Below are 14201 nucleotides of genomic sequence, written 5' to 3'. Positions count from 1 at the left end.
CCTGCAAAGTTTGAATTGATTTCCGATCCATTCTAGTGGGGAAACGGAGATGCCCGTCTGACGACCCCCAGCGGGCGTCAGACGGGCACCTTCATACCGTGGTGCCAGCCACAAGGGGCAGCACACGGCAACTACAGACTAACCGATTCCGATGGCTCCAGTCAGCATGCCAATTCCCAGCATGACCAGGGACACCACCGCGCTGCGCCACAGGACTTTCTTGTGGTGGTCGCCTAGGTCCACCTTCGCCAGCGAGACCAGGAGCAGGATGGCGGGAACCAGCGGGCTCTGCATGTGGAAGGGCTGGCCCGTGATGGATGCCCGGGCCATTTCCGCAGCGCTGATGCCGTAGTGGCCGGCGGTCTCGCTCAGGACCGGCAGGACGCCGAAGTAGAAGGCGTCGTTGCTCATGAAGAACGTCATGGGGATGCTGAGGACGCCGGTGATGACGGCCATCAGCGGGCCCATGCTGGACGGGATGATCTGCACCAGCCACGCGGACATCGCTTCCACCATGCCGGTACCGGTCAGGACGCCGGTAAGCACTGCCGCAGCCATGACCATGCTGACCACGGCAACGATCGACGGCGCATGGGCCACGATTTGCGTGGCCTGGTCCTTGACACGGGGGAAGTTCACCAGCAGGGCGATGGCCGAGCCCACCATAAAGACGTACGGCAGGGGCACGAGGTCGGCGATGAGCATCCCCATCACGGCCACCGTGAGGACCAGGTTGAACCAGAACAGCCTGGGCCGGAGCGTGGCGCGGTTGGGGTCCAGGGCCGTGTCCGCCAGCCCGGCGTCCTGCGCGTCCGCGGGAGCTTCGGCGCGTTCCAGGACTGCAACGGAAGAGCTGCCGACGGCGGGGGCTGCTCCGCCGGGGTTTCCCGCCTTGCGTCCGCGGCCTGAAGCGTTGCCCAAGCTGCCGCTGCCGCCCGCCGGCGCGCCGCCGTCGAACCCTTCAGCAGTTTCCGGTACGGCCCAGATTTCAGGGTGGGTGGCGCGGAGGCGGTTGCGCTCCTGCAGTCCGAGGACCCACGCGAAGGCCATGACGACGGCGATGCCCGCGAGGAGGGACGGGATCATGGGGACGAAGACGTCGTTGACGTCGATCTTCAGGGCGGTGGCTGCACGGGCGGTGGGGCCGCCCCACGGCACGATGTTCATGGTGCCGTTGGCCAGGCCCGCCACGCAGGTGAGGACCACGGGGCTCATCTTCAGCCGGAGGTAGATCGGCAGCATCGCGGCGGTGGTGAGGATGAAGGTGGTGGAGCCGTCGCCGTCCAGGGATACGGCGGCGGCGAGGATGGCGGTTCCCAGGACAACCTTGGCGGGGTCGTTCCCCAGCTTCCGGAGGATGAACCGGACCAGCGGATCAAAGAGCCCGACGTCGATCATCAGGCCGAAGTAGATGATGGCGAACATGAGCAGGGCTGCGGTGGAGGTCATGGACTTCATGGAGTCCATCACCATGTCTCCGATGCCCAGGCCGGCGCCCGCAAAAAGACCAAAAACAGTGGGGACGATGATCAACGCCAGCACTGGCGTCAACTTCTTCGTCATGATCAGCACCATGAATACCGCGATCATGGCGAATCCAAGTAATACCAGCACGGCCGGCTCCTTCTTGTGAACAGCGGCACAGCGGTGTGACGCGTGCTACAGACTGTAGGGTGGCCGCCGTCACGGCGGTGCCTTTGGCTCAATTGATTGGCATACTGCTTATTGGGAGCATTTTGCTCATTGTGCTCACGGCGCTTAGGCGCCGAAACCCTGGCCCGCCGCCACCCGTCGAGGAGGATCATGCAGCGTTCCAGCCGGCGCGCGCCGCTGCGGTTCTCCACCCAGACCCTCCTGCTGCAACTGTCCGTGGTGCTGCTGGTTGTCCTGTTCAGCACTGCGGTGCATGCGTGGCTGACCTACGACCGCGTGGGCAGCGAGGCGGAGAACCAGGCGCTGACCCTGGCCCGCACGGTGGCCTCCGACGCTTCGGTGCGGGCGGACGTGCTGGCCATCAGCCAGCAGCCGGGCACTCCCCCGCCGTCCCAGCTGGCCGCCGGCCCCCTCATGGAGGCAGCCGAAGCCGCGCGGGCGCGGACCGGTGCCCTGTTCGTGGTGATTACCGACGAGACCGGCCTCCGGCTGGCCCACCCGGACCGGCAGCGGCTCGGTGAGAAGGTCAGCACCGATCCGTCCGAGGCCTTGGCCGGCCGGGAGGTCACCACCCGGAACACAGGGACGCTGGGACCCTCCGCGGGGGCGAAGGTTCCCGTCTACGCTCCGGACGGCACCACCGTGGTGGGCGAGGTCAGCGTGGGCTACTCCATGGAAACCGTGGGACAGAGCCTGGCCCGCGATATCGGTCCGGTGGCCGTCACGGCGGCCGGCGCACTGCTCGCCGGCGTCCTGGGGTCTTTCCTGCTGCGCCGCCGGCTGCAGCGGCTCACCCTGGGGCTGGAACCCGAAGAGATCAGCACGCTGGTCCACGACCAGGTGGCCGTGCTCGAAGGCGTGGACGACGGCGTCATTGGCGTTTCGGCCGACGGCCGGATCAGCGTGTTCAACACCGCGGCGCAGCGGCTGCTGGGGTTGCCGGACCTCGCCGGAAGCCGCTGGGACGAGGCGCCGGTTCCGGACCAGCTGAAGTCGCTGACCCGGCCAGGGTCCGACGGAACGAAACGTCCCGGCCCGGAGGCCCTGGAACTGGTGGCCGGCGGGCGGGTGCTGGTGGCCAACGCCCGCAAGGCCCTGCACCGGCGGGAGGACCTGGGCTGGGTGGTGATGCTGCGGGACCGCACCGAGCTGCAGCAGCTCACCCGGCAGCTGGACGCCGTGGGAACCATGTCCACCGCATTGCGGGCCCAGCGCCATGAGTTCGCCAACCAGCTGCACACCATCGCCGGATTCATGAGCATCGGCCAGCACCAGCAGGCCCGCGAGTACCTGGCCCGGCTGGCTGCCACCGGCCCGTTGAAGTTCCCGGTGGACCAGGCGGAACTGCTCCAGGACCCCTACCTCCAGGCGTTCGTGGGGGCCAAGGGCGTGGAGGCGGACGAGCGGGGCGTGGCCCTGCGGATCGGCCCGGAGACCCTGGTCCGCGGTCAGGTTGCAGAACCCCAGGACGTCACCACCGTACTGGGCAACCTGATCGACAACGCGGTCAACGCTGCGGTGGCCGGCTCCTCGGCGGACCGCTGGGTTGAGCTGGAGGTGCTGGACGAGCCGGACGACGACGGCGGCACGCTGCACATCGTCGTCGCCGACTCGGGTGACGGGCTGGCGGAGGGAACGGACCCGGAGGCCTTCTTCGCCGAAGGGTTCAGCACGGCGTCCGGGCCGCTGGCCCGGAACGGCCGCGGCGGCGGCCAGGGGTTTGGGCTGGCCCTGGCGCGGCAGCTGGCCCGGCGCCGCGGCGGGGACGTCAAACTGCTGGATCCGGGCACCACAGGTGGACCCGGGGCAGTCTTCATGGCCACGCTGCCGCGAACAACCGCGGGACGGGCCGGCAGGAACATCACGGGGGCAACCGGAAAGGACACCAATGCCTGAAGACTTTCGGGTGCTGATCGTTGACGACGACTTCCATGTGGCCAAGCTGCACGCGGCATATGTGGATTCCGTGGCAGGATTCCTGGCGCTGGCCCCGGTGGGCACGGCGTCGCTGGCCCTGCAGTCCATCCACAGCCTGCGGCCGGACCTTGTGCTGCTGGACGTCTACCTGCCGGATGCCTCCGGCCTGGACCTGCTCCAGCAGCTGGACGTGGACACCATCATGCTGAGCGCGGCCTCCGATGCCGACTCCGTCCGGACGGCGTTCCGCCGCGGAGCCCTGGGCTACCTGCTGAAGCCGTTCACGTCCGAAGCCCTGTCCCGCCAGCTGCGGTCCTATGCCCGGTACCGGCGCCTGCTGGCGCAGCCCGGGGCGCTGGACCAGGACGCTGTGGAGCGTGCCAAGCGGGCCCTGATCCCGGGCGATGTCACGCCGTCGTCAAAACCGCGTTCGGCCACGGAGGCAGCGGTGCTGGAATCGCTGGTGCCCGGGGAGCAGTATTCGGCAGCGGAGGTGGCCGGCCGGGTGGGCGTCTCGCGCGCCACCGCCCAGCGGTACCTGTCCTCCCTGGCGGACGACGGCGCCGTGGACATCCAGCTGCGCTACGGGACCACGGGCAGGCCGGAGCACCGCTACGGCCTGCCGGCAACGTCCTAAAAACCCGCTCGCTGCTAGCTGGCCTTCTGCGCCACAAGCTCGATTTCCACGAGCATCCTGGGGTCCAGGAACGGCAGGACGTGCACCAGGGACAGCGTGGGGCGGATGTCGCCGAAAACCTCGCCGTGGGCCCGGCCTGCGTCTTCCCACTTGCTGATGTCCGTGAGGTACAGCTTGGACTGGACCACGTCCTCGAAGCTGAAGCCGGCGTCGGCCAGGACTTTGCCGAGCTTCTGGAGGATGTACTGGGTCTGGGTGTAGAAGTCCTCGCCCACGATCCCGTCCTCGCCGCTGGCAGCGGTGGCTGAGATGTAGAGGGTGTTGTCCACCTGGACGGCCCGGGAATAGCCGAGGGTCTGCTCCCAGACGGAGCCGGTGCCGAAGGTCTTGCGCATGGTGGTGCCTTTCAAAACTGGAGTGGGTCGGCACCACTGTAGGGCCGCTACAGGTCCAGCCGGTAAACCAGCAGTTTTATGTCAGTTCCGGGGACCAGCCAGTCACGCTCCGGGACCCGGCTGAAGCCTGTCTTGCGGTACAGGCCGTGGGCGCTCTCCCAGGTTGCTCCCGTGGTCAGGGCAACGGCCCTGATGCCGGGAAGCGACCGGGCGTACTCGATGATGGCCGCCACCATGGCCTTGCCGGCACCGCTGCGCTGCACCGCCGGGTCCACCACCAGCATCCGGAACTCCAGCTCATCCTCCAGCGCGATGTCCGCGTACGGTTCCCCTGCACGGGCCAGCGTCACCGAACCGACCACCTCGCCGTCCCGCTCGGCCACCCAGATGGTGGCGCTTCCGGCCCGCAGCGCAACGTCCTGGACCTTGCGCATGTACGGGTGGTTGGCGTCCTCGAAGTAGCCCGCCGCAAGGTAGGAATCACGCGTGATGCGGGCAACGGCGTCGTAATCTGTTGCGACGGCGGGACGGACTGTTATCTGCGGCTGCACCCGTCAATGGTAGTGGTACTGCCCGGTAACCCCCGGCGAAACGGCAGCTTCCGTGACCGAACTATCAGAGCGGAAACTTGCCGGAGAGCTCCAGGCCGCCGGCGCAGGTCCAGGCGTCCAGCCGGTCCCCGTCCGTGGGGCCACCCTCCAGCGGGCTGGCAAGGCGGGGCCGCCGGACCCAGCAGCCGGCCTCTTCCGCGATCAGCGCCCCGGCGGAGAAGTCGTGCTCGTTGAGGCCGCGCTCTCCATAGGCGTCATGGGTGCCGTCCGCAACGAGGCACAGGTCCAGGGCCGCGGACCCCAGCCGCCGGACATCCGCGAAACCGTCCAGCAGTTCGGCGAGGAAGGCAGCCTGCTCGGCGCGGACGGCGGGATCGTAGCTGAAGCCCGTGGCAAGGATCTGCCCCTTCCGGCCGGGAACGGGCCCGTCCAGCCGGGTGACCCTGCCGCCTTCCTCAAGCCAGGCGCCGTGGCCTCTGGCGGCGTAGTAGGTGCGGCCCAGCGCCGGGGCGTTGACGACGCCGGCCAGCCAGACGCCGTCGGCATCCGCCACCGCCACCGACGTGGCGTAGTAGACGATGTTGCGGATGAAGTTGGTGGTGCCGTCCAGCGGGTCGATGGACCAGCGGTAACCGCTGGGTGCTTGCGGCCGGGTGGTTCCATGCTCCTCACCGGTGATGCTGTCCCGCGGCCGTGCTGCCGAGATGACGTCCCGCACCGCGTGCTCAGCGGCGACGTCGAACGCGGTGACCCAGTCGCCGGCGTCGCCCTTGTTGCTGGCCTGCAGTTCCTTGGCGTTCCTGCCGGCCAGGACCCGGGCGCCCGCGGCCGCGGCCGCCTTGGCGATCTCCAGCAGTTCCGTGGGGCTGGTCATGAGTCGGCGCTTCCTTCCAGGGCGGCGGGGCCGCCGGCCAGGAGCCGGCGGAAGCCGTCCTCGTCCAGCACGGGAACGCCGAGCTGCTCGGCCTTGTCCAGTTTGGTGCCGGCGCTTTCGCCGGCCACCAGGTAGCTGGTGTTCTTGGACACCGAACCTGCCGCCTTGCCTCCCCTGACCAGGATGGCTTCCTTGGCCTCGTCGCGGCTGAAGTTCGGCAGGGACCCGGTGACAACCACGGTCAGTCCTTCCAGGGTCCGCGGCATGGACTCGTCGCGTTCGTCCTCCATCCGGACCCCGGCGGCTGCCCAGCGGTCAACGATCTCCCGGTGCCAGTCCTCAGCGAACCATTCCTTCAGCGCTGCGGCGATGGTGGGGCCTACGCCGTCAACATGTGCCAGGTCTTCCTCGGACGCCTGGCGGATGGCGTCCATGCTGCCGAACGCCGTCGCCAACGCGCGCGAGGCCCGCGGCCCGACGTGCCGGATGGACAGGGCCACCAGCACCCGCCACAGCGGCTGGGCCTTGGCCTTGTCCAGTTCCTTGAAGAGCTTCTCGGTGGTGGCCGTTGGCTTGGACGGGGTCTTCGCCGTGCCCTTGCTGTAGAAGTAGGGCACAAGTTCGTATTCCCCGGTGGGGACGCCCTTTGACCGTTTCTCGCGCCGGATCCGGACGCCGGCCAGGTCCTCGGGGGTGAGGTCGAACAGCGCAGCTTCCGAGGTGAGCGGAGGAACCTCGGGTTCGGCCGGCTGGGTCAGTGCGATGGCCGCCTCCCAGCCAAGGGCCTCGATGTCGAAGGCTCCGCGGCCGGCCAGGTGGAACACCCGCTCCCGCAGCTGGGACGGACAGGACTTGGCGTTGGGGCACCGGATGTCCACGTCGCCCTCCTTGGCCGGGGCCAGCGGGGTGCCGCAGGAGGGGCATTCGGTGGGCATCACGAAATCCCGGACCGGAGGGTCCTGCTGGTCCCGGAGGGCAAGGACGGGGCCCACGATCTCCGGGATGACATCGCCGGCCTTGCGCAGCACCACGATATCGCCGATTTTCACGCCTTTGGCCTTCACCACGTCCTGGTTGTGGAGGGTGGCCATCTCCACTGTCGAGCCCGCCACTTTGACCGGCTCCATGAGGCCAAAGGGCGTCACGCGGCCGGTGCGGCCCACGTTGACCTGGATGTCCAGCAGTTTGGTGTGCACTTCCTCAGGCGGGTACTTGTAGGCGACAGCCCACCGCGGCACCCTGGTGGTGTAACCGAGCGCCCGCTGGGTGGCGAAGTCATCCACCTTGATGACGATGCCGTCGATCTCGTGCAGCAGCTTGTGGCGTTTGTCCCCGTACCGCTTGATGAATTCCAGGACCTCGTCCAGGCTGCCCAGCACCTCGGAATAGGGGCTGACGGGAAGGCCCCACCCCTTCAGCAGGTCATAGGTTTCGGACTGGCTGCGGGCCTCGAGGCCCTCCCGTGCACCGATGCCGTGCACGAACATCTTCAGCGGGCGCTTGGCCGTTTCTGCCGGGTCCTTCTGCCGCAGGGAGCCTGCTGCTGCGTTGCGGGGGTTCGCCAAGGGCGCCTTGCCCGCTTCAATGAGTGCCTCGTTGAACTCGGCGAATTCCTTGGACGGGATGAAGACCTCGCCCCGGACTTCCATCTCTGCCGGAAACCCGCTGCCCTGGAGCTCCTGCGGGATTTCCTTGATGGTCAGGACGTTGTGGGTGATGTCCTCACCGGTGGTTCCATCGCCGCGGGTGGCGGCGCGGACCAGCTTTCCGTCGCGGTACAGGAGGTTGACCGCCAGGCCGTCGATCTTAAGCTCGGTCAGCCAGGCTGCGGGCAGGGTTCCGTTACCCAGTTTCTCGATGCCGGCTGCCGCTTTAGTGAGCCAGGCTTCGAGTTCTTCGAGGGAAAAGACGTCCTCGAGGCTGTACATCCGCTGCAGGTGCTCCACGGCTGCGAATGCGGCGGACACTTCCCCGCCCACCTCCTGCGTGGGCGAATCGTTGGCCACGAGTTCGGGGTGGAGCGCCTCAATCTCCTCCAGGCGGCGGAAGAGCTCATCGAATTCGGCATCGGAGACCAGCGGGGCGTCTTCCTGGTAGTACGCGAACCGGTACTTCCTGACCAGGTCCACCAGGTCCTCGTACTCCCCGCGGACGGAGTCGGACGGGACAGCCTCCGGCTCGACGGGTTCCGTGGTGCGGGTGGCGATCTGTTCTGCGGGGCCTGGTCCTGTACTCACAGACCTATCTTGCCATCTAGCCGAGACGGGGCCATGGCTCAGTGGTCCTGTCAGTGCGTCCTGAAGCGGTTCCTGCCCCACCAGGCGAAGGCGGCCGCGGCCACGCCCAGCAACAGGGTGCCAGCGATAATCGGCAGGAGCGCGGGCCCGCCGTCGCCGTCTGCGGGTGCTACTGCCGCCACCCGGGTGGCCGTGGCGGACTTGGTGACGGGCTTGTTCCAGTCGTGCCCGCTGGATGCGCCGGTGGGCGGCGGGGAAACTGCCGATTCCGTGGCGCTGGAAACGGTGGGTTCGGAGGTTGGTTCTTCCGGTTCTGCCAGGGGCGCGCCCGGCGCTGGAACAGTCCCGGCGGGTGTCTCCACGGGCGGGGCGGGCTGCTGCGGAGGCGCCGGCACAGGATCAGCGGGCGGGGCCGGCGGGCTCTGCGGTTCCCTTGGTTTCTGGGTCCGTGCGGGCTCGCCGGGTTTTGGATCAGCAGCGGTTTGGGGCTCACACAGCAGCAGGAAGCATTGGTCCGGAGATGTTGTGGCGGCCGGGGTTGGTTCCGTGGAATCAGCGCTTGCCGGGCCGTCCGGGAAGAAACACAAGGTGGCGGCCAGGACAGCTGCTGCTGCGGTTGCCGGGACGTAGCGGAGTACTGGTGCGGACGGGGTCATGCACTACCTTTCGATGCGCGCGGTCCCCCCGCCGCGGCTTTCTGGTGTCCCCGGTAGTCTTCTACACCTCATTGGGGGCCGCAAATCACCGGGATCTGCGGCCCCCGTTCTGCCCGGGCGTCAGTCCCTGTTTTCCGGGGGCAGTGCCACCTGGATCTTCCGTGCCTTGCCGCGGCCCACCACGTAGCCGCGGCCAGGGACGAAGTCCGGGCTGACGCGGCCCAGGGAGGTGTTGAGCAGGCTGTCCCCTTCGATGTCCCCCGGGTTCAGCAGGAGTCCACGCCGGCCGGATTTGAAGGGCTGCGCAAGGGACCATGCCGAGGACCAGGTGGAGGTTTCGGACTCCCCCACCACCCACTGGTCGGCCTTGATGGACACCGCCACCAGCTGCCCAACGCCCGATTCGGCCAGCGTGTCCGTGAACTCTGTCAGGCCCTCAATGAAGAAGGCCAGGGACCCGGGGTTGCCGGACGAATGTTCAACCAGGTCCTCCACGACCTCCGCGAGGTCGTCCGCACCCACCACGGACCGGTTCCAGATGGGCAGCGAGGCGACGGCGGAGCGCCGGGCACCCAGGTAGATCATCTCGGTGTCCGGGTTGGAGCGCCGCAGGGCGTAGGCGAGCGTCACCAAAGCAACGGTGCGGCCCGCACCCGGAGGACCGGCCAGGAGCAGCGGGCCCCTGGCCATGATCTCGGCGGGCCGCAGCGTTTCGTCGTCAACGCCAATGACCGGAAGTCCCGGGCTGCCGGCTGGCAGGACATCCAGGTCCACCTGGTCCGGAAGCCTTTCGATGCCGGGTGCGGCATCCAGCCCCTGCCGGAGCATGGCTTCGCTGAGCTTGTGCACTTCACGGGCCTGCAGCGCCAGGTTGGAGTTGCCGCCAAGGACTGCCAGCTGGACTTCGAGCCCGTCCAGCAGTCCCCGCCCGGGCGGCGAGGCAGCGGTGAGGACGTCCCGGGGCACATCCATGGAAATGTAGTCGTCCTCGGAGGACAGGCGGAGCACCAGGCGGCGCTGGATGGACGCGAGCAGGGAGGCGGGAACGGCGTTGGGCCGGTCCCCGGTCACCACAAGGTGGATGCCCAGGGTGCGCCCGTCCGTGGCCAGCTGGAGAAAGATGTCCCACAGCGCGGACAGCCTGCTGTGTTCGTAGGCCTCCCGGAAGGCGGACATTCCGTCCACCAGCACAAAGATGCGCTTTTCATCGGGCCTGTCCGCCAGTTTGCGGTACTCCACAATGGTGGACGCGCGGACCTCGGCAAACCGTGCCGACCGCTGCTCGGCGATGTCCCTCAGCAGGCGCAGCAACCGCCCAACACGTTCAACGTCGTCGCCGTTGATGACCTCGCCCACGTGGGGCAGCTCTTCCAGCATGCTCAGCCCGGAGGAGCCGCAGTCGATCCCGTAGACGTGGACCGGCCCGCCGCGGGGCGTCACGGCCGCGGCAATGGCGATGCCGCGCAGCGCAGCAGATTTTCCGGAGCCGCCGGTGCCGTAGATGGCCATGTTGCCGTCCTTGTCCGGTTCGTAGAACACGGTGGGCTGGGCCTGGCGGGCGGGATCGTCGGCCACTCCCAGGAGCAGCTGTTCGTCGGTGCGGGGGTTGGGCAGCCTGGAGAAGTCGTAGGTCTTGGCGAGTTCGTCCAGCCACGGCTTGCGCGGGGCGTTGATGGACAGGGCGTCCGCTGCCCGGACGATGGTGGAGGTCATCCTGGCGATGTCGTTGGGGCCGGCGGGCGCGGCCGCTTCGGGTTTCTCCGGCGCCGGGGCCTCCCAGCTGGGGCCGGAGCCGAACGCCATTTCCACGACGTCGATCTGGGGCCGCTGCGGTTTCTCCGTAGTCCAGCCGCCAGCGTAGCCGGTTTGGAAACCCTGGATCCGGCCCGGGCCGGTCTTGGCCGCACCGCGGCCGGGGATGGCCGGATCGAAGTAGGCGGCGTCGGGAACGCCGAGGATGTCCGTGGCGTCGTCCTCATCGGCCATCCGCAGGGCAACCCGAAGATTGGTGTTGGCGCGCAGGCTGTCCTTGATGACGCCGGCCGGGCGCTGGGTGGCCAGGATCAGGTGCAGCCCCAGCGACCGACCGCGGGCTGCAACGTCCACCACCCCGTCGACGAATTCGGGAACCTCATTGGCCAGCGCGGCGAATTCATCGACGACGATCACCAGGTAGGGCGGCGCGTCCGGGTCTGCCTCCCGCTGCAGGGCCAGCAGGTCCTTGGCCTTCTTCCGGTTCAGCAGGTGCTCACGGTAGTGGAGTTCAGCCCGCAGCGAGGTGAGGGCACGCCGGACCAGGTGCGGTGAAAGGTCGGTGACCAGGCCCACGGTGTGGGGCAGGTTGATGCAGTCGGCGAACGCGGCCCCGCCCTTGTAGTCCACGAACAGGAAGCTGACCCGGTCCGGGCTGTAGGCGGCCGCCATGCCCATCACCCAGGACTGCAGGAATTCCGACTTGCCGGCGCCCGTCGTGCCGCCTACCAGGGCGTGGGGGCCCTCGTTTTTCAGGTCCAGGTACAGCGGCTCAATGCCTTTGGAACCCACCAGGGCCCGGAGGGTGCCGTTGTCCTTGCGGTTGGCCACGGCGCTGGCGTGCACGGAGTTGTTTTCCGTCCAACGTTCGGCCACGGCCTGCGGGTTGTCCAGGAAGTCCTTGCCGATCAGGGTGGCGTAGGAGACGGCCCGCGGAAGGTCGGAATCGTCGTTCACGGGTTTGCCCACGTCCATGACGGGCGCCAGCATCCGGGCAAGCTGGGCAGCCAGTTCCGCGTCGACGCTTTCGCAGCTGACGGGGTACGTGTGCCTGCCGAGCCGGACCTGCCCGGTGGTGGTGCCGTGCTCGCCGTCCACCACCATGAAGTCCCGACAGGCTGCGGGGAGGGACTGGATGTCGGTGGCCACCCAGACCACGTGGACGCCGGAGTCCGGGCCCCGCTCGGCAAGGCGCGTGAGCCGGCCACGGTCCACCGGGGCGTCGTCTTCCACGATCACCAGGACCGCCGGCAGCACAGGCTGGTCAACATCGTGCTTAGCCGGGTCCAGCCCGGGGCGAAGGTCCGGGCCGGAGCGCTTGGCGGCGGCTTCCCTGGCGTCGAGCAGGTCCTCGAGCCGGGCCAGCAGGGAGGACCCGCCCGCCGATCCGGCGGCCAGGTGGTCACCGGCAAGGGGGCTGTGCCCCGAACCCACGTGCGGCAACCACTGCAGCCAGTTCCAGCGTTCCCGGGACTGCGCGGAGGTGATGGCCGCGAGGACAACTTCCGCGGGCGAGTGGAGCCCCACGAGCTGCAGCACCATGCCCCGGGCGACGTCGTCCACCAGGCCGCGGGCACCTGCAACACCCAGGGACCCGGAGGTGCGCAGCTGGGAAACCACGGGGACGCCTTCGATGTCGCGGAACTGCTTCAGGCAGTCCCGGATCTCCTGCGCGTACTGCGCCTCGGTGTCGTTGCTCGACGGTTCCTCCAGCAGGACCCGCGACGGGGACGTTCCCAGGCCGAACCTGAGGCCCAGGAATCCTGTGTGCTCCGGACGGTGGGTCCACAGCAGCGGACCGAGCTTGTAGATGGCGTCCACGGTGTCGCTGACCGAGGGCGCTTCCTGCAGCCGGACGGCACGTTCAACCTGCTGCAGTTCCGTGAGGTCCTGCCTGAAGGAGGCCATGGCGGCGCGGAAGTGCTTGAGCTGTTCCTTCTGCTGGCCCCTGCTCCGCATTTTCTGGTCCACGTAGTGGCCCACGATGAAGAGCGGCATCATCATCATGAACAGCACGGAGAGCGCGTTGCCGGTGGCGGCGAAGATCACCGCCCCCATCAGCAGCGGGGCGATCATCATGATGTACGGGAACGGGTGGTCCTCGGGACGCTTGGGTCCGGCCGGGAGCACGCGTTTGGGTTCCTCGAAGCGGGGAACCACGCGTGGTGAGCGGTTGAAGTTCACCAAGGGCGACGACGGTGCTGCCGCCTGGTTGTGCCCCAGCGGCACCACAGTCACGGTGGTGTCCCCCAGGGTGACCGTGTCCGAGGAGTTCAGGGTGGCACGGGTGACGGGGAACCCGTCCATCAGCAGCCCGTTGGCGGAATTGGTGTCCACGATTTCCACGCCGTCGCCCACCGTGATGCGGGCATGGCGCTTGGACGTCAGGGGGTCCGAGAGGCGGATGTCCACGTCCCGGTCCCGGCCGATGTAGCTGGTACCGACGGGCAGCGAAAACTCGCTGCCGGCGTCGGGCCCCGAAAGGACGCGGAGGGTGGCGGCCGCAGGGCCGCGGCTGGCACCCTGCACGTCGAACTGCGCGCTCACCTGGGCCAGGGACACCACGGAGCCGGGCCGCAGCCCGGACTCAAGGAGGTTGTCCGTGCGGGTGAGCATGTTCCCGCTCAGGCCTGCACCCACGAAGGCCTCTTCGATGCGCAGGGAAAGGTTGTCCGGAACCGGGGTGCCCTTGCGCCCCGGATCCGCGGCCCAGAGCATGGCGGCGGTATCGGCCACGGTGGCCAGGCCGTCCACGGTGACGGCCAGGTCCTTTGTTTCGGCAGGGTCCCGGCGGAGGGTCAGGCGGATCCTCATCCCTCGTCCACGCCCCTCATCTTCTCCAGCAGGTGCAGGTCATCCGGGGTCACGAGGTGTGAGGTGACGGCGTGCTCCACCAGCCGGGCGCGGCGGTTGGTGGCAAGTTTGCCGCCGCCGCCCCGCAGTCCAGCCACGCCCACGCGGTCCAGCTTGTCGCACACATTGTCGAGCTTCCGGTTAAAGCGGGTCAGCGCCCATCCCAGAGTTTTGGCAGCCGCGGCCGAGGAGGGAATGGCGCTGAAGCCGGTCCCTTCCCGCCGGAGCATGGGTTCCGCGAGCGCCACGATGAGGGCCTTCTGGGAGTCGGTGAACACTACGGGGCCGATGGTGGTGTCGCCGTTGCTGTCGCCCTCGCGCGCCTCCTGGCGGAAGGACGGAGTCCTGAGGTGCACGGCAAACTCGTAGGTGGTGGGCCCAGCCGTGAAGATGATGTTCGTGTGGCTGAAGACCAGCGGGATCCGGGCTCCCGGTGACAGCCAGGCCTGCATCCCTCCACCGGCGTCGGCCACCGTGGCCGAGAGCATGCTTCCCACGTTACTGAGCCACCAGATCCCGTCATAGCGGGCCACCTGCAGGAACTGCCGGTGAAGATAAGGGTTGTCGTCGACTTCAAGGTCGCCTTCGCGACCGATGTTGAAGACGTCCTCGTCCGACGGCTCGTACCATTCACCACAGAAATCTATTGCTAGATCCCCCATGTTCTGTGCCTCCT

At 68.2% G+C, this 14201-nt stretch carries 10 protein-coding genes; 2 read left to right on the top strand and 8 right to left on the bottom strand.

The genetic code is table 11. The annotated features are described in order from the left end of the window. Positions 1 to 138: 138 nt before the first annotated feature. Entirely contained in the window at positions 139 to 1614 is a 1476-nt protein-coding gene (locus KTR40_RS06290) for a CitMHS family transporter (protein ID WP_228405633.1), read from the bottom strand. Positions 1615 to 1803: 189 nt separating this feature from the next. Between KTR40_RS06290 and KTR40_RS06285 the strand changes: the two genes are divergently transcribed. Next, the gene (locus KTR40_RS06285) at positions 1804 to 3549 is read left to right on the top strand and encodes an ATP-binding protein (protein ID WP_228405632.1); all 1746 of its coding nucleotides are present in this window, start codon (positions 1804 to 1806) and stop codon (positions 3547 to 3549) included. Continuing rightward, positions 3542 to 4207 (top strand): response regulator, encoded by a 666-nt coding sequence (locus KTR40_RS06280; protein ID WP_228405631.1) that lies wholly within the window; start codon positions 3542 to 3544, stop codon positions 4205 to 4207. The genes KTR40_RS06285 and KTR40_RS06280 overlap by 8 nt, the downstream gene beginning before the upstream one ends. A gap of 14 nt (positions 4208 to 4221) precedes the next feature. Here KTR40_RS06280 and KTR40_RS06275 read toward each other — a convergent pair whose 3' ends face one another. From KTR40_RS06275 to KTR40_RS06245, 7 genes are all read right to left on the bottom strand, one after another. Beyond that, a complete protein-coding gene (locus KTR40_RS06275; RefSeq protein ID WP_228405630.1) occupies positions 4222 to 4602 on the bottom strand; it encodes a RidA family protein in 381 nt (126 codons plus the stop codon). A gap of 47 nt (positions 4603 to 4649) precedes the next feature. Next, positions 4650 to 5153, bottom strand: coding sequence for a GNAT family N-acetyltransferase (locus KTR40_RS06270; RefSeq protein ID WP_139028610.1), 504 nt, complete (start codon positions 5151 to 5153; stop codon positions 4650 to 4652). Positions 5154 to 5217: 64 nt separating this feature from the next. Then, positions 5218 to 6027, bottom strand: coding sequence for an inositol monophosphatase family protein (locus KTR40_RS06265; RefSeq protein WP_228405629.1), 810 nt, complete (start codon positions 6025 to 6027; stop codon positions 5218 to 5220). Next, positions 6024 to 8234 (bottom strand): NAD-dependent DNA ligase LigA, encoded by a 2211-nt coding sequence (gene ligA, locus KTR40_RS06260; protein ID WP_228406041.1) that lies wholly within the window; start codon positions 8232 to 8234, stop codon positions 6024 to 6026. Before ligA ends, KTR40_RS06265 begins: the two co-directional genes overlap by 4 nt. An 80-nt stretch (positions 8235 to 8314) precedes the next feature. Beyond that, on the bottom strand, positions 8315 to 8920 hold the full coding sequence (locus KTR40_RS06255; protein WP_228406248.1) for a hypothetical protein: 606 nt from the start codon (positions 8918 to 8920) through the stop codon (positions 8315 to 8317). A gap of 120 nt (positions 8921 to 9040) precedes the next feature. Further along, a complete protein-coding gene (locus tag KTR40_RS06250; RefSeq protein WP_228405628.1) occupies positions 9041 to 13486 on the bottom strand; it encodes an FtsK/SpoIIIE domain-containing protein in 4446 nt (1481 codons plus the stop codon). Beyond that, positions 13483 to 14187 (bottom strand): hypothetical protein, encoded by a 705-nt coding sequence (locus KTR40_RS06245; RefSeq protein WP_139028605.1) that lies wholly within the window; start codon positions 14185 to 14187, stop codon positions 13483 to 13485. Before KTR40_RS06245 ends, KTR40_RS06250 begins: the two co-directional genes overlap by 4 nt. Positions 14188 to 14201: the final 14 nt, after the last annotated feature.

The sequence above is a fragment of the Pseudarthrobacter sp. L1SW genome (assembly GCF_020809045.1).
Taxonomy (GTDB): Bacteria; Actinomycetota; Actinomycetes; order Actinomycetales; family Micrococcaceae; genus Arthrobacter.
Note: the sequence above shows the minus strand (reverse complement) of the source record. Positions and strands in the feature narration are given on the sequence as shown.

What these genes read in the sequence shown, in the direction of transcription:
- KTR40_RS06285 (WP_228405632.1), top strand. Translation starts at nt 1,804, where the DNA reads ATGCAGCGTTCCAGCCGGCGCGCGCCGCTGCGGTTCTCCACCCAGACC.
- KTR40_RS06280 (WP_228405631.1), top strand. Translation starts at nt 3,542, where the DNA reads ATGCCTGAAGACTTTCGGGTGCTGATCGTTGACGACGACTTCCATGTG.
- KTR40_RS06275 (WP_228405630.1), bottom strand. Translation starts at nt 4,602, where the DNA reads ATGCGCAAGACCTTCGGCACCGGCTCCGTCTGGGAGCAGACCCTCGGC.
- KTR40_RS06265 (WP_228405629.1), bottom strand. Translation starts at nt 6,027, where the DNA reads ATGACCAGCCCCACGGAACTGCTGGAGATCGCCAAGGCGGCCGCGGCC.
- KTR40_RS06255 (WP_228406248.1), bottom strand. Translation starts at nt 8,920, where the DNA reads ATGACCCCGTCCGCACCAGTACTCCGCTACGTCCCGGCAACCGCAGCA.
- KTR40_RS06250 (WP_228405628.1), bottom strand. Translation starts at nt 13,486, where the DNA reads ATGAGGATCCGCCTGACCCTCCGCCGGGACCCTGCCGAAACAAAGGAC.
- KTR40_RS06245 (WP_139028605.1), bottom strand. Translation starts at nt 14,187, where the DNA reads ATGGGGGATCTAGCAATAGATTTCTGTGGTGAATGGTACGAGCCGTCG.